The sequence below is a fragment of the Rhizobacter terrae genome (assembly GCF_003852895.1).
GTDB classification, from domain to species: Bacteria; Pseudomonadota; Gammaproteobacteria; order Burkholderiales; family Burkholderiaceae_C; genus Albitalea; species Albitalea terrae.
The window spans coordinates 491,919-510,270 of the sequence record NZ_QUSW01000001.1 but is presented as its reverse complement, the minus strand read 5'-3'; the positions used below and the strand labels follow the sequence as shown (position 1 = coordinate 510,270).

At 66.5% G+C, this 18,352-nt stretch carries 17 protein-coding genes and 1 pseudogene; 7 read left to right on the top strand and 11 right to left on the bottom strand.

All coding sequences use genetic code 11. The features are described from left to right. Window positions 1-4: 4 nt before the first annotated feature. The gene (gene ntrC, locus DZC73_RS02300) at window positions 5-1,534 is read left to right on the top strand and encodes a nitrogen regulation protein NR(I) (protein ID WP_124538572.1); all 1,530 of its coding nucleotides are present in this window, start codon (window positions 5-7) and stop codon (window positions 1,532-1,534) included. A gap of 14 nt (window positions 1,535-1,548) precedes the next feature. On the opposite strand, the gene DZC73_RS02295 is transcribed toward ntrC, so the two are convergent. The 8 genes from DZC73_RS02295 to DZC73_RS02260 form a co-directional block, all read right to left on the bottom strand. Next, window positions 1,549-2,313 carry an exodeoxyribonuclease III gene (locus tag DZC73_RS02295; protein ID WP_124538571.1) on the bottom strand — a complete coding sequence of 255 codons (765 nt, stop codon included), beginning with the start codon at window positions 2,311-2,313 and terminating at the stop codon, window positions 1,549-1,551. A gap of 61 nt (window positions 2,314-2,374) precedes the next feature. Then, window positions 2,375-3,748: a cache domain-containing protein gene (locus tag DZC73_RS02290; RefSeq protein WP_198414762.1), complete on the bottom strand. Its 1,374-nt coding sequence runs from the start codon at window positions 3,746-3,748 to the stop codon at window positions 2,375-2,377. Window positions 3,749-3,761: 13 nt separating this feature from the next. Beyond that, window positions 3,762-5,273, bottom strand: coding sequence for a monocarboxylate uptake permease MctP (mctP, locus tag DZC73_RS02285; RefSeq protein ID WP_124538569.1), 1,512 nt, complete (start codon window positions 5,271-5,273; stop codon window positions 3,762-3,764). Next, complete coding sequence (locus tag DZC73_RS02280) at window positions 5,273-5,452, bottom strand: DUF3311 domain-containing protein (protein ID WP_124538568.1); 180 nt, start codon at window positions 5,450-5,452, stop codon at window positions 5,273-5,275. Before DZC73_RS02280 ends, mctP begins: the two co-directional genes overlap by 1 nt. A gap of 137 nt (window positions 5,453-5,589) precedes the next feature. Then, a complete protein-coding gene (locus DZC73_RS02275; protein ID WP_124538567.1) occupies window positions 5,590-6,222 on the bottom strand; it encodes a response regulator in 633 nt (210 codons plus the stop codon). Between the two features lie 19 nt (window positions 6,223-6,241). Further along, entirely contained in the window at window positions 6,242-6,814 is a 573-nt protein-coding gene (locus DZC73_RS02270) for a DUF4337 domain-containing protein (protein ID WP_124538566.1), read from the bottom strand. Window positions 6,815-6,817: 3 nt separating this feature from the next. Further along, window positions 6,818-7,315 (bottom strand): dihydrofolate reductase, encoded by a 498-nt coding sequence (locus tag DZC73_RS02265; RefSeq protein ID WP_124538565.1) that lies wholly within the window; start codon window positions 7,313-7,315, stop codon window positions 6,818-6,820. A 77-nt stretch (window positions 7,316-7,392) separates the two neighbouring features. Then, entirely contained in the window at window positions 7,393-8,073 is a 681-nt protein-coding gene (locus DZC73_RS02260; protein ID WP_124538564.1) for a GntR family transcriptional regulator, read from the bottom strand. Between the two features lie 152 nt (window positions 8,074-8,225). Between DZC73_RS02260 and scpA the strand changes: the two genes are divergently transcribed. From scpA to DZC73_RS02235, 5 genes are read left to right on the top strand one after another with little or no spacing between them, the layout of a single operon-like run. Then, a complete protein-coding gene (scpA, locus tag DZC73_RS02255; RefSeq protein WP_124538563.1) occupies window positions 8,226-10,382 on the top strand; it encodes a methylmalonyl-CoA mutase in 2,157 nt (718 codons plus the stop codon). 10 nt (window positions 10,383-10,392) lie between these two features. Then, window positions 10,393-11,376 carry a methylmalonyl Co-A mutase-associated GTPase MeaB gene (gene meaB, locus DZC73_RS02250; protein ID WP_124538562.1) on the top strand — a complete coding sequence of 328 codons (984 nt, stop codon included), beginning with the start codon at window positions 10,393-10,395 and terminating at the stop codon, window positions 11,374-11,376. Between the two features lie 19 nt (window positions 11,377-11,395). Beyond that, window positions 11,396-12,928, top strand: coding sequence for an acyl-CoA carboxylase subunit beta (locus tag DZC73_RS02245; RefSeq protein ID WP_124538561.1), 1,533 nt, complete (start codon window positions 11,396-11,398; stop codon window positions 12,926-12,928). 20 nt (window positions 12,929-12,948) lie between these two features. Beyond that, window positions 12,949-14,946 carry an acetyl-CoA carboxylase biotin carboxylase subunit gene (gene accC, locus DZC73_RS02240; RefSeq protein ID WP_124538560.1) on the top strand — a complete coding sequence of 666 codons (1,998 nt, stop codon included), beginning with the start codon at window positions 12,949-12,951 and terminating at the stop codon, window positions 14,944-14,946. Between the two features lie 10 nt (window positions 14,947-14,956). Then, on the top strand, window positions 14,957-15,436 hold the full coding sequence (locus DZC73_RS02235; protein WP_124538559.1) for a VOC family protein: 480 nt from the start codon (window positions 14,957-14,959) through the stop codon (window positions 15,434-15,436). Between the two features lie 9 nt (window positions 15,437-15,445). Here the strand turns inward: DZC73_RS02235 and DZC73_RS02230 are convergent, their stop codons facing one another. The 3 genes and pseudogenes from DZC73_RS02230 to DZC73_RS02220 form a co-directional block, all read right to left on the bottom strand. Then, on the bottom strand, window positions 15,446-15,862 hold the full coding sequence (locus DZC73_RS02230; protein WP_124538558.1) for an Ohr family peroxiredoxin: 417 nt from the start codon (window positions 15,860-15,862) through the stop codon (window positions 15,446-15,448). 41 nt (window positions 15,863-15,903) lie between these two features. Further along, window positions 15,904-16,935: an alpha/beta fold hydrolase gene (locus DZC73_RS02225; RefSeq protein WP_124538557.1), complete on the bottom strand. Its 1,032-nt coding sequence runs from the start codon at window positions 16,933-16,935 to the stop codon at window positions 15,904-15,906. Window positions 16,936-16,969: 34 nt separating this feature from the next. Then, a pseudogene (locus DZC73_RS02220) lies at window positions 16,970-17,956 on the bottom strand (thioredoxin family protein); the annotation flags it as partial. 243 nt (window positions 17,957-18,199) lie between these two features. Between DZC73_RS02220 and DZC73_RS29945 the strand changes: the two are divergent. Further along, window positions 18,200-18,349 (top strand): hypothetical protein, encoded by a 150-nt coding sequence (locus tag DZC73_RS29945; RefSeq protein WP_124538555.1) that lies wholly within the window; start codon window positions 18,200-18,202, stop codon window positions 18,347-18,349. The last annotated feature ends 3 nt before the right edge of the window (window positions 18,350-18,352 follow it).

The following is an 18,352-nucleotide window of genomic DNA, read 5'->3' as shown; positions in this document are numbered from 1 at the left end:
GGGAATGAAACCCATCTGGATCGTTGACGACGACCAATCCATCCGCTTCGTGCTGGAGAAGGCACTGATGCGCGAGGATCTCGCAGTACGCAGCTTCACCAACCCGCGTGACGTGCTCACGGCGCTGGACAGCGAAGTGCCTCAGGTGCTCGTGTCCGACATCCGCATGCCCGGGGGCTCGGGCATCGAGCTGCTGGGCAAGGTGAAGGAGAAGAACCCGGGCCTGCCCGTCATCATCATGACGGCGTATTCCGACCTCGACAGCGCGGTCAGCGCTTTCCAGGGCGGCGCCTTCGAGTACCTGCCCAAGCCCTTCGACCTGACCAAGGCGGTGGAGCTCATCCGCCGCGCTGTCGACGAGAGCATGCGCGAGGAAGTGCGCGAGACCGGCTCGGCCGAGATGCCCGAGATGCTGGGCCAGGCTCCGGCGATGCAGGACGTGTTCCGCGCCATCGGCCGCCTGAGCCAGAGCGTGGTGACGGTGCTGATCACCGGAGAGTCCGGCTCAGGCAAGGAACTGGTCGCGCGTGCACTGCACAAGCACAGCCCGCGCGCGAGCGGCCCGTTCGTGGCGATCAACACCGCGGCCATCCCCAAGGACTTGCTGGAGAGCGAACTCTTCGGCCACGAGCGCGGCGCCTTCACCGGCGCGCAGACGACACGGCGCGGCCGCTTCGAGCAGGCCGACGGCGGCACGCTCTTCCTCGATGAAATCGGCGACATGCCCTTCGACCTGCAGACGCGCTTGCTGCGCGTGCTGAGCGACGGGCAGTTCTACCGCGTGGGCGGCCACAGCCCGCTGCGCAGCAACGTGCGCGTGATCGCGGCCACGCACCAGAATCTCGAAGAGCGCGTGAAGCAGGGCGGCTTCCGCGAAGACCTGTTCCACCGCCTCAACGTGATCCGGCTTCGCCTGCCCGCATTGCGCGAGCGGCGCGAAGACGTGCCGGGCCTGGCGCGCTTCTTCCTGCAAAAGAGCGCGAAGGAACTGGGCGTGGAGGCCAAGCGCATCACCGAACCCGCGCTCGCGCGGCTGGTGAAGTTCGACTTTCCCGGCAACGTGCGCCAGCTGGAGAACATCTGCCACTGGCTCACGGTGATGGCGCCGGCCCAGGTGATCGAAGCCAAGGACCTCCCGCCCGAGCTGCTGCTCGATGGCGCAGTGGCACCGGTTCCGGCCAGCCTGCCGGCCATCACGAACGAGTACGCGACATTCACGGAGAGTTCTTCCATGACGAGCGCACCCAGTCCCTTCACCGCGCCGGCGATTCCCGGCTACACGCCCGAGGCCGTGGCCCCGTCTGCACCGGCAGGTCCCGCACCATGGCTGCTCGATCTCGAACGCGAGTCGCGCAGCCTGCTCCAGGCTGGTGCGCCGGATGTGTGGGACGTGCTCACGCGCAAGTTCGAGGCGCAGCTCATCCACACCGCGCTGGAGATCACGCGGGGCCGGCGCATCGAAGCCGCGCAGAAGCTGGGCATCGGTCGCAACACGATCACCCGCAAGATCCAGGAGCTCGGGCTGGACGACTGAGCTTCAGGGCTGAGTCACGAAAGTTCGACCACCACCGGTGCGTGGTCGCTGGGCCTTTCGTTCTTTCGCGGCAGCTTGTCGATGTGGCAAGCCAACACCCGCGGCTTGAGCGCATCGCTCACGAGGATGTGGTCGATGCGCAGCCCCTGGTTGCGGCGGAAGGCGAGCATGCGGTAGTCCCACCAGCTGTAGAGCTTGGGCGCCTGGTCGAAGAGGCGGAAGGCATCGTGCAGGCCCAGGCCGACGAGCTTCTGGAAGTGATCGCGCTCCTCGACGGTGCAGTGGATCTGCCCCGCCCATGCGACCGGATCGCACACGTCGCGGTCTTCGGGCGCGATGTTGAAGTCGCCCAGCAGCGCGAGCTTCGGATGCTTGGCCAGCTCGCTGCGCACCCATTCGCGCAGCGCGTCCAGCCACTTCATCTTGTAGGCGAACTTCTCGCTGCCGGGCTCCTGGCCGTTGGGGAAGTAGGCGCCGATCACACGCACGTCGCCCACCGTGCCTGCGATGACGCGGGTCTGTTCATCCTCGAAGCCGAAGATGTTCTTGGCGATGTCGTTCGCCGGCGTCTTGCTCAGGAGCGCCACGCCGTTGTAGGTCTTCTGTCCGAACCATTGCGACTCGTAGCCCGCTTCCTTGAACTCGGCGTGGGTGAACTTGTCGTCGGTGAGCTTGGTCTCTTGCAGGCACAGCACGTCGGGCTGGTTGGCGGCGAGCCAGTCCAGCACCTGCGGCAGGCGAACCCCGAGCGAATTGACGTTCCAGGTGGCGATCTTCATGAGGCGTGGGCGGTGGACGAAAGAGGCGATTATTCACCTCCAGCAAAACCCGGCTGGCGGCTCAAGCCTTTCGCAGCCGCTCGACGGCATCCGCCGGCACGCTGGCCACCAGCCAGGTGCCACTGCCTGCGCCTGAATGCACCTCGAAGCGTCCACCGATCGAGGCCATGCGCTCGCGCATGTTGCGCAGGCCGATGCCTCGGCGCGGATCGAGCTGCACCGCCGCGGCGTCGAAGCCGCATCCATCGTCGCGGATGTCCAGCCGCAGCGAGTGCGCATCGAAACTCAGCACGATGTCCACTTCCAGCGCGTCCGCGTGCTTGCTGATGTTGGTCACGGCCTCCTGGGCCACGCGGAACAAGGCAGTCTTCACCTCCACCGGAAGGTCGGACTGCGTGCCTTCGATGCGGACGCGAACCCGGGCGCTCGAGTGCTCGCCCCACTCGCGCCCCAGCAGTTCGAGGGCGGCAGGCAGCCCCAGCGTGTCCAGCATGGCCGGGCGCAGGCGGTGCGAGATGCGGCGCACTTCATCCAGCGAGTCGTTGAGCCGCGCCAGCGCCTTGGCCAGCGACAGCACCACTGCGCGCTCGCCGCGACCGAGCTTGTCCATCGCCGCTTCGATCTGCAGCTTGGCCGACACCAGGGTCTGGCTGGTGCCGTCATGCAGCTCGCGCGCCAGATGGGCGCGCTCGTCTTCCTGTGACTGCACGACCTGGCGCGCGAGCAGACGCAACTTGGCATCCGTCACCTTGTGCTCCGACAGGTTCAGCCACACGCCGCTGGCGGTGAGCAGGCCGATGCCCAGCGCCGCGATGCCGGCGATCCACAGCAGCGTCGTCTGGATGTGCCCGCCGGCCTGCCGGTCCAGCTCTGCCATGGTGGCATCGATGTCGTCGAGGTACAGGCCCGTACCGATCATCCAGTCCCAATCGGGCACCGTGACCACGTAGCCCAGCTTGCGCGCCATCAGTCCGCTCGATGGCTTGCGCCAGAAGTAGGGCACGTAGCCTCCACCGCTGCGGGCGCGAGCGATGAGTTGCTGGATGGTCTGCTGGCCCTCCAGGTCGCGCAGCGTCCACAGGTTCTGCCCGACGAGGTCGGGCTGGCGCGAGTGCATGAGCACGCGGCCTTGCAGGTCGTAGACGAAGAAGTAGCCGTCGTCGCCGTAGCTCAGCAGCGACAGCAGGCGAAGCGCCTCGCGCTGCACGTCGGCCGTGTTGCCGCCTTGCTCGCGCAAGGCGCGCACCATGCCCGTGGCCAGCTCGACGTAGTGCTTGAGCTCGGCCTGCCGTGCGGCCATGTAGGCTTGCTCGACGAGCAGGTGTTCCCGTCGAGCAAGCTCTTGCGACTGCGTCCGCACTGCTGCTGCGATCAGGGCGAGCGACAGCAGCAGCGGGACGGCCGCCAGCAGGATCAGCTTGGCCTTGAGGCGCACGAAGAAGGCATCATCAACCCGCTGCGCCTTGTGCAACGGCCTCCGGTTGCTGCTTGCCGGCCATGCCAAGCACGGCATGCACCAGCAGGGCAACGGCAATGTTCACCACCAGCGCGAGCAGCCCGGTGTAGACGGCGAAGCTGCTGCCACCCATCACCAGCGTGTGCACAGGCTTCAGGCCATCGGCCCAGGCCAGCCAGCTGCCTCCGGCAATGCCCACTGCCCAGCCCGCGAGCAGGGCGGTGGAATGCAGGCGCTTGAAGAACAGGCCGAAGACGACGGCGGGGAAGGTCTGCAGGATCCACAGGCCGCCCAGCAGTTGCAGGTCGAGCGCGAACTTGGTGGGCAGGAAGAGGATGAACACCAGCGCGCCGAACTTCACCACCAGCGAGACGATTTTCGCCACCTTGGCTTCACCGGCCGGGGACACGTTCGAGTCCACGTAGGGCTTCCAGAAGTTGCGCGTGAAGAGGTTGGCCGCACCGATGGACATCACCGCTGCGGGCACCAGCGCGCCGATGGCGATGGCCGCGAAGGCGAAGCCGCTGAACCAGCTCGGGAAGAGCGCGTTGAACAGCGCAGGCACCACGTCGTTGTTGCTCTTGACCGAGATGTGCGCCGCATGCGCCATGAAGCCCAGCAGCGCGATCAGGCCGAGCAGCACGGTGTACGCCGGCAGGAAGACGGCGTTCTTGCGGATGGTGTCCGCATTCTTCGCAGCGAAGATGCCGGTGAGCGTGTGCGGGTACATGAAGGCCGCGAGGGCCGAGCCCAGCGCCAGCGTGGCGAAGGGCAGCACCTGCGCCGACTTGAGCGTGAGGCCGGTCATGCCGCCCTTGGCCGCGAAGGCATCGCTTGCGGAGGCGAACACCACGCCGTAGCCGCCGAGCTTCATCGGCACGATCACCACCGCCACCAGCACCACGATGTAGATCATGATGTCCTTGACGAAGGCGATGAGCGCCGGTGCACGCAGGCCCGCCGAGTAGGTGTAGAGCGCGAGGATCACGAAGGCGGCGGCCAGCGGCAGTTCGCCGGTGAGCCCCAGCGCCTTGATGACCACCTCCATGCCGATGAGCTGCAGCGCGATGTACGGCATGGTGGCGACCACGCCCGTGATCGCGACCGCCAGTTCCAGCGCGCGCGAGCGATGCCGGCCGTACACCACGTCGGCGGCGGTGACGTGTCCGTCGCGCTGCGCCGCGGCCCACAGCTTGGGCATGATCATGAACACGATCGGGTACACGAGGATGGTGTAGGGCAACGCGAAGAAACCGTACGCGCCCACCGCGAACACGAGGGCCGGCACGGCGATCACGGTGTAGGCGGTGTAGAAGTCGCCGCCCACCAGGAACCAGGTGATCCACGTGCCGAAGTTGCGGCCGCCCAGGCCCCATTCATCCAGGTGTGCATCGCCGCTGGCCTTGCCGCGCTGCCAGCGCGAGGCGGCGAAGCCCAGCACCGTGACGAGCACGAAGAAGAATGCGAAGACACCCAGCGCCGTCCAGTCGAGGTGCTGTTCCATCACTCGTCTCCCTTCTTCACGCCGTGGCGGTACACGATCCAGATCAGCAGCGAAGTGAGCGGCACCCAGGCGAGCTGGTACCAGTAGAAGAAGGGAAAGCCCCACAGCGCTGGCGTGGTGTCGTTGTAGAACGGCACCCCCAGCAGGCCTAGGAACGGAAGCGCAAGCAGTATCCGCATGGCATGTCTCCTGAGATGAAAATCCTGTCGCGGCGCGTGCATTGCGCGCAGCGGCGTCCATGCGAGATCATCGGAAAGCGCGCCTCCCGGCGCATCCGTCGCAATGCGCGGCGGGACCGCGCCAGACCACCTAAGGGTTAGCCCGAGGACTTGTTGCCGTGGCGGCGCACGTGCTCCACGGCGTACTTGATGAGCTCGGCCTGGCCGTCCAGGTCCAGCTTGCGCTTGATGCTCTGGCGGTGCGCATCGACCGTGCGCACGCTCAGGTCGAGCTCGCGGGCAATCTGCTTGCTCGCCAGTCCCCGCGCGAGCGCGGAGAGGATCTGGCCCTCACGGGCCGAGAGCGCCGGCTCCGGCGCTTCCTTGTCGAAGAGCCGGCGCGACACGTCCGGCGCGAGGAAGGTGCCGCCCGCGGCGACGGCGCGGATGGCATTGACGATCTCGATCGACGGCGCGCCCTTGAGCACGTAGCCACGCGCGCCGGCCTGCAGCGCGCGCTGAACGTACTCGGCGTTGTCGTACATGCTGAGCATCAGCACGCGCAGCTGCGGATGCTCGCGCAAGAGCATGGCCGTGAGCTCGATGCCGTTCATGTCGCGCATGCCCACGTCCATCAGCACGATGTCGGGCGCGAGGGCGCGAACCTGTTCCTGCGCCTCGGTGGCATTGCCGGCCTCGCCGGCCACGTCCAGCCCGGCGACGCCCGACAGCCGGGCACGCAGCCCGTCACGCACCAGCGGGTGGTCGTCGACGAGCAGCAGGCGGATCATGCGTGCGGCGCGGTGGCCTTCAGTAGTGCAGCCAGGCGGCGATGCCCAGTCCCACGCCGACCACGCTCAGGCCGTACACGACGTACTCCGCCCATTGCTTCTTGGTCAGCAGCGCGATGGCCGCCATGGCGATGGAGATCTGCAAGGCGGTGGTGGCCTGGGCCCAGCGGTGGTGCTGGTGGATCTGCTCATCGCTCTTCTTGTCGAAGTCCTTGGCCTCGGCTTCGAGTTTCTCCGCGGCGGTCTTGATGTCGGCCTTCTCGGCCTTGTAGCGCTTGATCTCTTCCGTGTAGAACGGCTTGCGGCCCTCAGGCGCGAGTTCGAGCGCCAGCTCCGAGAGGTTCTGCTTGCTGCTCTTGGCCTGGTAGTAGTTCCACTGGTTGGACGCTTCCGTCTTCTTGATGGCCGCGTCGTTCTTCAGCAGGCCCGCATTGGCCTGCGTGGCTCCGCCCATGTAGCCGAAGATGGCGCCCACCGTGGCGAGGATGGCCGTCACCACCGCCAGCTGGCCGGCATGGCCGTCGCCATGCTGCGCCGCGTGTTCCAGTTCGTGGTCGTGCGGACCATGCACGTGAAAACCGTGTCCCGACATTGTTCAAGCTCCGTGTTGTCGTTGGTAGGTGACCCAGCGGTAGGGGTACCCGTGTTCGCTGGTCTGGGGTTCGCTGGCCTGCGAGGTGAACTGCGTGCGGTCCCATTCGGGAAAGAATGCATCGGCCTCGAAGTCTGCATCGATCTCGGTCAGCACGAGCTCATCGGCCATTGGCAGTGCCTGCCGGTAGATCTCGCCGCCACCGATGATGAAGACCTTGGGCGCATTCTGCACAAGCGACAAGGCTTCATCGAGAGACCCCGTCCGCTCCACGCCCTCGGCCTGCCATTGCCGGTTGCGGGTGATGACGATGTTGCGGCGCCCCGGCAGCGGCCGGCCGATGGAGTCCCAGGTCTTGCGGCCCATGATGACCGGCGACCCGAGGGTGGTCCGCTTGAAGAACTTCAGGTCTTCGGAAATGCGGCACAGCAGCTGGTTGTCGCGGCCGATGGCGCCGCGGCGCGCGACGGCGGCGATGAGGCTGAGGGTGGGGCGGGGCATGCCACGGATTGTATGTAGGGTGGGTCAAGCGCAGCGGACCCACGCGTTGACCATCGAAGTGGCAAAGTCCGCGTGGGCTATCGCTGCGAAGCCGCGTCCTTGCCTTGCGCCAGGTGTTGCTGCATCAGCTCGCGCACCTTGTCGGCGTCGCGTGCCTTCAACGCCGCCATGATCTTGCGGTGCTCCTTGAGCGACGCCTCCAGCCGGCCTTGCTTGAACAGCGAATGGTGCCGGTACAGCTTCATCACCTTGCGCAGGTCGGCCACCATCTGGTTGCGCCAGCGGTTGTCGGCGATCTCCAGGAGGCGCATGTGGAAGCGCTCATTGGCGGCGAAGAAGGCGTCGCGCTCGGCGACGGTGGCTTCAAGCTGGCCGTGCAGCGCAGCCAGCTCGGCCAACTGCTCGTCGCTGCCCTGGGCGGCCACCACGGCGGCGGCATCGCTTTCCAGCAGGGCCAGCAGGTGGAACACCTCGGACAGGTCGCGTTCGGACACCTCGGTCACGTACGCGCCGCGCCTCGGCTTCATGGTGACCAGGCCTTCGGCGGCCAGCACCTTCAGCGCCTCGCGCAAGGGCGTGCGGCTGATGCCCAGCTCGCCGGTCAGGGCTTGTTCGTCGATCCAGCTGCCCGGGGCCATGCTGTGTGCCACGATGCGCTCGCGCAGCCGTTCGGCCACCCGCTGGTACAAGGGCACGTCCGCCAGCCGGGCGGCAGGCGGGGCAACGGGGGCGGTGATGTCGGTGCGGGGAGCGGCCATGGCGGGCTGGTGCGGGAAAACAGCCTGAAGCTATAATTCAATTTTGAATTATGGAGGAGACGGCGCGGCACTTCAAGCCGCCAGCGGCAACAAGGCGTGATTCCCGCCACCCGTTTTGACGCTCGCCGTTCCTTCACGACGCAGGGGCATGCATGTCCGATGATCTGTTGAATTCGAAGTCGCTCGACGCGTGGGCCAAGGCTGCGGCCAAATCCGCGCCGGGCGGTGATGTGCAGGCGCTGGACTGGCACACGCCGGACGGCATCACCGTCAAGCCGCTGTACACCGCGGCCGACGTGCAGGGCCTGCCCCACACCGACACCTTGCCCGGCTTCGCACCCTTCGTGCGTGGCCCGCAGGCCACCATGTACGCCGTGCGGCCCTGGACCATCCGGCAGTACGCGGGCTTCTCCACCGCCGAGGCGTCCAACGAGTTCTATCGCAAGGCCCTGGCCGCCGGCGCGCAGGGCGTGAGCGTGGCCTTCGACCTGGCCACCCACCGCGGCTACGACAGCGACCACCCGCGCGTCACCGGCGACGTCGGCAAGGCCGGCGTGGCGGTGGACAGCGTGGAGGACATGAAGATCCTGTTCAACGGCATTCCGCTGGACAAGGTGAGTGTGTCCATGACGATGAACGGCGCGGTGCTGCCGGTGCTGGCGGGCTACGTGGTGGCCGCCGAAGAGCAGGGCGTGCCGCAGGACAAGCTGAGCGGAACCATCCAGAACGACATCCTCAAGGAGTTCATGGTCCGCAACACCTACATCTTCCCGCCCGAGCCGTCGATGCGCGTCATCGGCGACATCATCGAGTACACGGCGAAGAACATGCCGAAGTTCAACTCGATCTCCATCTCCGGCTACCACATGCAGGAGGCGGGCGCGAACCAGGCGCTGGAGCTGGCCTTCACGCTGGCCGACGGCAAGGAGTATGTGAAGACGGCGATCAAGAAGGGACTGGACGTCGACGACTTCGCCGGGCGGCTCAGCTTCTTCTGGGCCATCGGCATGAACTTCTACCTCGAAGTCGCCAAGATGCGCGCGGCCCGCCTGCTGTGGTGGCGCATCATGAAGGACTTCGGTGCCAAGAACCCCAAGAGCCAGATGCTGCGCACGCACTGCCAGACCTCGGGCTGGTCGCTGACGGAGCAGGACCCGTACAACAACGTCGTGCGCACCACCATCGAAGCCATGGCCGCGGTGTTCGGCGGCACGCAGTCGCTGCACACCAACGCGCTGGACGAAGCCATCGCGCTGCCCACCGAGTTCAGCGCCCGCATCGCGCGCAACACGCAGCTCATCATCCAGGAAGAGACGCACATCACCAACGTGGTGGACCCGTGGGCCGGCTCCTACATGATGGAGAAGCTCACGCAGGACATGGCCGACAAGGCCTGGGCCATCATCGAAGAAGTCGACAAGATGGGCGGCATGACCCACGCCGTGGAAAGCGGCTGGGCCAAGCTGAAGATCGAGGCGAGCGCGGCGGAGAAGCAGGCGCGCATCGATTCCGGCCGCGACGTGATCGTCGGCGTGAACAAGTACAAGCTGGCGAAGGAGGACCCGATCGAGATCCTCGACATCGACAACCATGCGGTGCGCGAGAACCAGGTGGCGCGCCTCAAGCAATTGCGTGCCACGCGCGACGTGAAGGCGGTGGAAAGCGCGCTTGCACAACTGTCGCGCTGCGCGGAGACTGGCGAGGGCAACCTGCTCGACCTGTCCATCCAGGCCGTCCGCCTGCGGGCGACGGTGGGCGAGGTGTCCGATGCGCTGGAAAAGGTCTGGGGGCGCCATCGCGCCGATACGCAAAAGGTGACCGGTGTGTACGCAGCTGCCTACGACAGTGCCGAAGGCTGGGCCAAGCTCCAGCAGGAGATCGCGGAGTTTGCCGAACAGCAGGGCCGCCGCCCGCGCGTGATGATCGCCAAGCTGGGGCAGGACGGGCACGACCGCGGGGCCAAGGTCGTGGCCACGGCGTTTGCTGATCTGGGCTTCGACGTGGACATGGGGCCGCTGTTCCAGACGGCCGAGGAGTGCGCGCGGCAAGCCATCGAGAACGACGTGCATGCGGTGGGCGTGTCCACGCTGGCGGCCGGGCACAAGACGCTGGTGCCGGCGATCATCAAGTCGCTCAAGGAACAAGGTGCCGACGACATCATCGTGTTCGTGGGCGGCGTGATTCCGCGGCAGGACTACGACTTCCTGTACGAAGCGGGCGTGAAGGGCATCTACGGCCCCGGCACGCCGATTCCGGCAAGTGCGAAGGATGTGCTGGAGCAGATCCGGGCCAACCTCACCAAGGCCTGACCGCGTGGAGATGAGTCCTGCCGACCTCGCGTTGACAAGTGGCGTTCGCCGAGGCGAACGCAGAGCCATTGCCAAGGCCATCACCTTGCTGGAGTCCACGCGGCCGGATCATCGCGAGAGAGCCGATGGTTTGCTGAATGCATTGCTGGCCGAAACCGGCAAGGCCCTGCGCATCGGCATCTCCGGCGTGCCGGGCGTGGGCAAGTCCACGTTCATCGAGGCCCTGGGCCTCGACTTGATCGCCAAGGGCCACCGCGTGGCCGTGCTGACGGTCGACCCGTCATCCACCATCTCCGGCGGCTCCATCCTCGGCGACAAGACGCGCATGGAGAAGCTCTCCGTGCATGACGCCGCCTACATCCGCCCCTCGCCCTCGTCCGGCACGCTGGGCGGCGTGGCCGAGAAGACGCGCGAGGCCATGCTCGTGTGCGAAGCCGCGGGTTACGACGTGGTGATCGTCGAGACCGTCGGCGTCGGCCAGAGCGAGACCGCGGTGGCCAACATGACCGACATGTTCGTGCTGCTGCAACTGCCCAACGCCGGCGACGACTTGCAGGCGATCAAGAAGGGCGTGATGGAGCTGGCCGACCTCGTGGTCATCAACAAGGCCGACATCGACCCCGATGCCGCCATGCGTGCGCAGGCCACCATCACCAGCGCCCTGCGTGTGTTCAGCTTCCACGGCAAGGCCGGGCACTGGACGCCGCAGGTGATGCAGATGAGTGCCCTCAAGTCGCAGGGCATCGACGAATTCTGGCAACGCGTGACGCAGTTCAAGGACCAGCGCCAGTCCAGCGGCGAGTTCGAAGCACGCCGCAAATCGCAGGCCTTGTCGTGGATGTGGGACCTGATCCACGCCCGGCTTCAGTCCGACTTCAAGCGCCACCCATCCGTGCACGACGCACTGCCCCACACCCTGCGCGACGTTGCTGACGCGCGCATCGCTCCGTCAGCCGCCGCGCGCGCGCTGCTCGACCTGTTCGAGAACCGATAAGCACCGAGGACCACACACCATGCACGACATCAATGCCCTGCTCGAGAAGAAGCGCGAACAGGCGCGCCAAGGCGGCGGCGAGAAACGCATTGCCGCCCAGCACGGCAAGGGCAAGCTCACCGCCCGGGAGCGCCTGGAGCTGCTGCTGGACGAGGGCACCTTCGAGGAATGGGACATGTTCGTGGAGCACCGCTGCCACGACTTCGGCATGGCCGACAACAAGGTGCCCGGCGATGGCGTGGTGACGGGCTACGGCATGATCAATGGCCGCCTCGTCTTCGTCTTCAGCCAGGACTTCACCGTCTTCGGCGGTGCGCTCTCCGAGGCGCATGCCGAGAAGATCTGCAAGGTGATGGACCAGGCCATGAAGGTCGGCGCACCAGTCATCGGCCTGAACGACTCGGGTGGCGCGCGCATCCAGGAAGGCGTGGCCTCGCTGGGCGGCTATGCGGATGTGTTCCAGCGCAACGTGATGGCCTCGGGCGTGGTGCCGCAGATCAGCATGATCATGGGACCCTGCGCCGGCGGTGCGGTGTACTCGCCGGCCATGACCGACTTCATCTTCATGGTGAAGGACAGCTCGTACATGTTCGTCACCGGTCCCGAGGTGGTGAAGACGGTGACGCACGAGGAAGTGACCGCCGAGGAACTGGGCGGCGCGGGCACGCACACCAGCCGCAGCGGCGTGGCCGACCTGGCCTTCGAGAACGACGTGGACGCGCTGATGATGCTGCGCCGGCTCTACAACTACCTGCCGCTCAACAACCGCGAGAAGCCGCCGGTGCGCCCGAGCAACGACCCGGCCGACCGCATCGACTACTCGCTGGACACGCTGGTCCCGGACAACCCGAACAAGCCCTACGACATCAAGGAGCTCATCATCAAGACCGCCGACGACGGCGAGTTCTTCGAGCTGCAGCCCGAGTACGCGAAGAACATCGTCATCGGCTTTTGCCGCATGGAAGGGCAAACGGTGGGCATCGTGGCCAACCAGCCGCTGGTGCTGGCGGGCTGCCTGGACATCAAGAGCAGCATCAAGGCCGCGCGCTTCGTGCGCTTTTGCGATGCCTTCAACATTCCCGTGGTGACCTTCGTGGACGTGCCGGGCTTCATGCCGGGTACCTCGCAGGAGTACGGCGGCATCATCAAGCACGGTGCGAAGCTGCTGTATGCGTATGCCGAGTGCACGGTGCCCAAGATCACCGTCATCACGCGCAAGGCCTACGGCGGCGCCTATGACGTGATGGCTTCCAAGCACCTGCGCGGCGACGTGAACTTCGCCTGGCCCAACGCGGAGATCGCGGTGATGGGCGCGAAGGGCGCGGTGGAGATCATCTTCCGTGAAGACAAGAACGATCCGGTCAAGCTCGCGGCTCGCGAAGCCGAGTACAAGGCCAGGTTCGCCAATCCGTTCGTGGCGGGTGCGCGTGGTTTCATCGACGACGTGATCCAGCCCCACGAAACCCGCAAGCGCATCTGCCGCTCGCTGGTGATGCTGCGCGACAAGAAGATCGAGAACCCGTGGCGCAAGCACGGCAACATCCCCCTCTGAACGACGAAGGACACCCCAAGATGTTCAGCAAGATCCTCATTGCCAACCGCGGCGAGATCGCCTGCCGCGTCATCAAGACGGCCCGCAAGATGGGCATCCAGACGGTGGCGGTGTATTCCGACGCCGACAAGGAAGCGCGCCACGTCGAGCTGGCCGACGAGGCCGTGCACATCGGCCCGGCGCCGTCGCGCGAGTCCTACCTCGTGATGGACAAGATCATCGCCGCCTGCAAGCAGACGGGTGCGCAGGCGGTGCATCCGGGCTACGGCTTCCTCAGCGAGAACGAGGAGTTCGCGCGCCGCGTCGAGGAAGAGGGCATCGTCTTCATCGGTCCCAAGCACGCTTCCATCGCGGCCATGGGCGACAAGATCGCGTCCAAGAAGCTGGCCAAGGAAGCGAAGGTCAACACCATTCCGGGCTACAACGCCGCCATCGACACGGCCGAGCAGGCGGTGGAGATCGCCAAGGGCATCGGGTACCCGGTGATGATCAAGGCCAGCGCCGGCGGCGGCGGCAAGGGCCTGCGCGTTGCCTTCAACGACAAGGAGGCCTTCGAAGGCTTCACTTCCTGCCGCAACGAGGCGCGCAACAGCTTCGGCGACGACCGCGTGTTCATCGAGAAGTTCGTGGAGGAGCCGCGCCACATCGAGATCCAGGTGCTGGGCGATGCGCACGGCAACACGGTGTACCTGTGGGAGCGCGAATGTTCCATCCAGCGCCGGCACCAGAAGGTGATCGAGGAGGCGCCCAGTCCCTTCCTCGACGACGCCACGCGCAAGGCCATGGGCGAGCAGGCGGTGGCGCTGGCCAAGGCGGTGAACTACCAGTCCGCAGGCACGGTGGAGTTCGTCGTCGGCCGGGACAAGAGCTTCTACTTCCTGGAGATGAACACGCGGCTGCAGGTGGAGCACCCGGTCACCGAGGGCATCACCGGGCTGGACCTGGTGGAGCTGATGATCCGCGTCGCCGCCGGCGAGAAGCTGCCGTTCACGCAAGGCGAGATCAAGCGCGATGGCTGGGCGATGGAATGCCGCATCAATGCGGAGGATCCGTTTCGCAACTTCCTGCCCTCCACCGGCCGCCTCGTGAAGTACGCACCGCCGCCGCAGGAGAACGGCGTGCGCGTGGACACCGGCGTCTACGAAGGCGGCGAGATCCCGATGTTCTATGACTCGATGATCGCCAAGCTCATCGTGCACGGGAAGGACCGGCGAGAAGCGATCGCGAAGATGCGCCAGGCGCTCAACGGCTTCGCCATTCGCGGCATCAACTCCAACATTCCGTTCCAGGCCGCGCTGCTGGCGCATCCGAAGTTCGTCTCGGGCGACTTCAACACCGGGTTCATCGCCGAGAACTACGGGCGTGGGTTCTCGGCCACCGACGTGCCGCATGACGACCCCGTGTTCCTGCGGGCGCTGGCCGCCGTGGCCAACCGCGTGCACACGCAGCGGGCCATGCGCATCAGCGGCCAGTTGCCCGGCCACGAGTACAAGGCGGGCGAGGATTTCGTGGTGGTCACCGGCCGCAACGGCGACACGCAGTCGGTGCCGGCAACGGTGAAGGTCATCGACAAGGCATTCGATGTCGAGGCCGGCGGCAGGCACTATCGCATCGAGATGTTCACGCCCTTGCGCGACCTGGTCATCCGCGGCAGCTGCAACGGCGAGCCGTTCGTCGCGCAGATCGAGCGCATCGGCCTGAGCTACCGCGTCATGCACAACGGCACGCAGATCGACGCCAAGGTCTTCACGCCGCGCGCTGCGGAACTGAACACACTGATGCCGTTCAAGGCGCCGCCCGACCTGTCGAAGTTCCTGCTCTCGCCCATGCCCGGCCTGCTGGTGGATGTGGCGGTCACGCCCGGCCAGACGGTGCGCGCCGGCGAGAAGCTGGCCGTCATCGAGGCGATGAAGATGGAGAACATCCTCCTGGCCGTGCAGGACTGCGTGGTGAGCGAGGTGGTCGCGAAGAAAGGCGAGAGCCTGGCGGTCGATCAAGTCATCGTGAAGTTTCAGTGAGGATGCAGCCATGACGACCGCACGTCCCTTCAAAGTCCTTGGCATCCAGCAGGTCGCCATCGGCGGCCCCAGCAAGGAGCGGCTGAAGACCCTGTGGGTCGACAAGCTCGGCCTGGAAGTCACCGGCAACTTCGTCAGCGAACGCGAGAACGTGGACGAGGACATCTGCGCGATGGGCCACGGCGCCTTCAAGGTCGAGGTGGACCTGATGCAGCCGCTGGACCCCGAGAAGAAGCCGGCTGTCCACACCACGCCGCTCAACCACATCGGCCTGTGGATCGACGACCTGCCCAAGGCCGTGGAGTGGCTCGCGGCCAATGGCGTGCGCTTCGCGCCGGGCGGCATCCGCAAGGGCGCCGCGGGATACGACATCTGCTTCGTGCACCCGAAGAGCAGCGATGAATTCCCGGTGGGCGGCGAGGGCGTGCTGATCGAACTCGTGCAGGCCCCGCCGGACATCGTCAAGGCACTGGGTGGTACCCAGGCCTGACGATCTTCATCAGACGATGTTGAGCTCCACGTCGATGTTGCCGCGCGTGGCCTTCGAGTAGGGGCAGATCTGGTGCGCGGCCTCGGCCAGTTCGCGGGCCAGCGCCGGATCCACGCCCGGCAGGCTGATGTTCAGCCGCGCGGCCAGGAAGAACTGGCCGTCCGTCTGGCCCAGGTCGACTTCGGCATCGATGGTGGCATTCGCCGGAACGGTCATGCGTCGTGCCGCGGCTGCGCGTCCCATGGCACCCAGAAAGCAGGCGGACCAGCCCGCGCCGAGCAACTGCTCGGGATTCGTGCCGGCGCCTTGGCTGCCGGGCCGCGTGAGCTTGACGTCGAGGCGGCCGTCGTCGCTGCGGGCACTGCCGTCGCGGCCGGAGATGGTGTGGGTGCGGCCGGTGTAGAGGACGTCCTGGATGTGGGGCATGGTGGGGGCTCCTTGGGGTGGGTGGTTGAAGGAATGGGTGTCTAGGTCCTGGCGACATCGACCACGGCCTGCGCGAAGGCCTGCGGCGCCTCCTGCGGCAGGTTGTGGCCGATGCCGCCGGACAGGTTGCGGTGCTCGTAGCGGTGGGTGAACTTCGTCGCGTACGACGCCGGTTCAGGATGCGGTGCGCCGTTGGCATCGCCTTCCAGCGTGATCGCCGGCACGGCGATGGGCGGCGCCGAAGCGAGCTTTGCCTCGATCTCGTCGTACGTCGACTCGCCAGCCGCCAAGCCCAGGCGCCAGCGGTAGTTGTGGACTGCAATCGCCACGTGGTCCGGGTTGTCCAGCGCGCGGGCGGAACGTTCGAAGGTCGCGTCGTCAAAGTCCCAATGCGGCGACGCCTGCCGCCAGATCAGCTTGGCGAACGCATGCGTGTTGCGCTGGTAGCCCAGGCGGCCGCGCTCCGTCGCGAGGTAGAACTGGTACCACCACTGCAGTTCCGCCTGCGGCGGCAGGGGCTGCTGGCCGAGCTTCGGGTTGGCCACGAGGTACCCGCTCACCGACACCAGGCCCTGCACGCGCTGCGGCCACAGCGCGGCGACGATGCAGGCGGTGCGCGCACCCCAGTCGCAGCCCGCGACGATCGCCCGGTCGATGTGCAGCGCGTCCATCAAGGCGATGACATCCGCAGCGAGCGCGGCCTGCTGCCCGTTGCGCGGCGTGTCGCTGGAGAGGAAGCGCGTGCTGCCGTAGCCGCGAAGGTAGGGCACGATCACGCGGTAGCCGGCCGATGCCAGCAGCGCTGCGACATCGGCATAGCAGTGGATGTCGTAGGGCCAGCCGTGCAGGCACAGCACGGGCTGGCCGTTGGCCGGGCCCGCCTGCGCGTAGCCGATGTCGAGCACGCCGGCATTCACTTGCTTCAGTGATGCGAACGAGGTGTGCGTGCCCGGCTTGATGCCTGGCAAGGTCGGCGACGACTGTGCAAACGCGAGGCTGAACTGGGATGTCGCGAGGCCGGCAGCCGCAGCAGTGAAGATGCGCCGGCGCTGAAGGTCGATCTCGGGTGTCATGGTGACGGTCCTTTCGGTGGATGTTCTTGGCGCCTCAGCCAAAGGTGAAGGCGTAGGCCCGCACACCGGGGTCGAGGAATTCGATCTCGAACGTTCGTTCGGCATGGGGCGATGCCTGGCGCACGAGTTGGTACAGCCGCTGCGACTGGACGGTCCCGCGGCCTTGCGCGTCGGTATCGGCCCCGTGGTCCTGGCCCGGCGGACGGCCGTCGATGCTCACGCGAAAGCGCACGGGTTGTCCGTTGTCTGAGCCGAGCACGAGGTGCAGGTCGCGGGCACGGAAGCGGTAGGTGATGCGCCCGCCCGGTTGGCGCAGCAGCGCGAACTCGTCCTCGACCTTCCAGGTGCCCGCGAGCGTCCATTCATTGGTTCGCAGGCTGGGCGCGCCAGCGTAGGTGTGCTCTCGCGCATGGCGCAGGGCGCCATCGCTCGAGGTGAAGCCGCTGGCGCGATCGAAGCCCACGTAAGTCTCGCCGGACTCTGCCGTGACCGCGCTCGGGGCCGCTTGCGTGCTGTCGCCTTGGGGTGCGACGAGACCGGTCGGCACAGCTTGGCCACGGCCGGCTTCCTTCAGCAACTGCTGGATCAGCCGCTCGGCATCCTCATATCCGCCTTCGCCGTACTGGCGATGCCGGATGCGGCCTTGTGCATCGACGAAGTACAGCGCCGGCCAGGCCCGGTTGCCGAAGGCCTGCCAGACGGCATGGCGGCTGTCCAGTGCCACGGGGTAGTCGATGCGCAGGTCGCTGACGGCACGCTGCACGTTGGCCGCCTGCTGCTCGAACTCGAACTCCGGCGTGTGCACCCCCACGACCACCAGCCCGGCGGCACGGTACTTCTGTGCCCAGGCCCGCACGTAAGGCAGGGTGCGCAGGCAGTTGATGCAGGAGTAGGTCCAGAAATCGACCAGCACCACCTTGCCGCGCAGGTCGGCCTGCGCCAGCGGGGCGGAGTTGATCCAGCCGGTGGCGGCGTCCAGCGAAGGCATGGCGGAGGTGGAGGGCAGTGAGCGGCTCAAGGGCGGGAGGTCGGGCGAGGCCGCGAAAGGCGAGGCCACCACGCCGATGGCAAGCACCGCGATTGCGCTTGAAATAAGTCGTATTAGATTAGATCGCATGCGAGTTAGTTTATCGGCGATTCGGACCTTGTCAAGCAGCGACGAGGATTCGTAGGACATCGCCGAGCCGGATGCACGGGACCGTCCGACTGCGCAGGTGCGTCGGCAGGGCCAGACTGGTGGCCACAGCAACATCAGGAGCGCACGATGATCCGCAAGCTGGCGTCTGGTGAATACCGCCTCTACTCGCGAAAGACCGACCCCAAGACCGGCAAGCGCCGCAACCTCGGGACCTTCGACACGCTGGAGCAGGCCAAGCGGCACGAGCGTGAAGTGCAGTACTTCAAGCGGCACTGAGCC

Excerpts from the sequence above, each read along its gene's own strand:
- ntrC (WP_124538572.1), top strand. The coding sequence starts at position 5 with ATGAAACCCATCTGGATCGTTGACGACGACCAATCCATCCGCTTCGTG.
- DZC73_RS02295 (WP_124538571.1), bottom strand. The coding sequence starts at position 2,313 with ATGAAGATCGCCACCTGGAACGTCAATTCGCTCGGGGTTCGCCTGCCG.
- mctP (WP_124538569.1), bottom strand. The coding sequence starts at position 5,273 with ATGGAACAGCACCTCGACTGGACGGCGCTGGGTGTCTTCGCATTCTTC.
- DZC73_RS02280 (WP_124538568.1), bottom strand. The coding sequence starts at position 5,452 with ATGCGGATACTGCTTGCGCTTCCGTTCCTAGGCCTGCTGGGGGTGCCG.
- DZC73_RS02275 (WP_124538567.1), bottom strand. The coding sequence starts at position 6,222 with ATGATCCGCCTGCTGCTCGTCGACGACCACCCGCTGGTGCGTGACGGG.
- DZC73_RS02270 (WP_124538566.1), bottom strand. The coding sequence starts at position 6,814 with ATGTCGGGACACGGTTTTCACGTGCATGGTCCGCACGACCACGAACTG.
- DZC73_RS02265 (WP_124538565.1), bottom strand. The coding sequence starts at position 7,315 with ATGCCCCGCCCCACCCTCAGCCTCATCGCCGCCGTCGCGCGCCGCGGC.
- DZC73_RS02260 (WP_124538564.1), bottom strand. The coding sequence starts at position 8,073 with ATGGCCGCTCCCCGCACCGACATCACCGCCCCCGTTGCCCCGCCTGCC.
- scpA (WP_124538563.1), top strand. The coding sequence starts at position 8,226 with ATGTCCGATGATCTGTTGAATTCGAAGTCGCTCGACGCGTGGGCCAAG.
- meaB (WP_124538562.1), top strand. The coding sequence starts at position 10,393 with ATGAGTCCTGCCGACCTCGCGTTGACAAGTGGCGTTCGCCGAGGCGAA.
- DZC73_RS02245 (WP_124538561.1), top strand. The coding sequence starts at position 11,396 with ATGCACGACATCAATGCCCTGCTCGAGAAGAAGCGCGAACAGGCGCGC.
- accC (WP_124538560.1), top strand. The coding sequence starts at position 12,949 with ATGTTCAGCAAGATCCTCATTGCCAACCGCGGCGAGATCGCCTGCCGC.
- DZC73_RS02235 (WP_124538559.1), top strand. The coding sequence starts at position 14,957 with ATGACGACCGCACGTCCCTTCAAAGTCCTTGGCATCCAGCAGGTCGCC.
- DZC73_RS02230 (WP_124538558.1), bottom strand. The coding sequence starts at position 15,862 with ATGCCCCACATCCAGGACGTCCTCTACACCGGCCGCACCCACACCATC.
- DZC73_RS02225 (WP_124538557.1), bottom strand. The coding sequence starts at position 16,935 with ATGACACCCGAGATCGACCTTCAGCGCCGGCGCATCTTCACTGCTGCG.
- DZC73_RS29945 (WP_124538555.1), top strand. The coding sequence starts at position 18,200 with ATGATCCGCAAGCTGGCGTCTGGTGAATACCGCCTCTACTCGCGAAAG.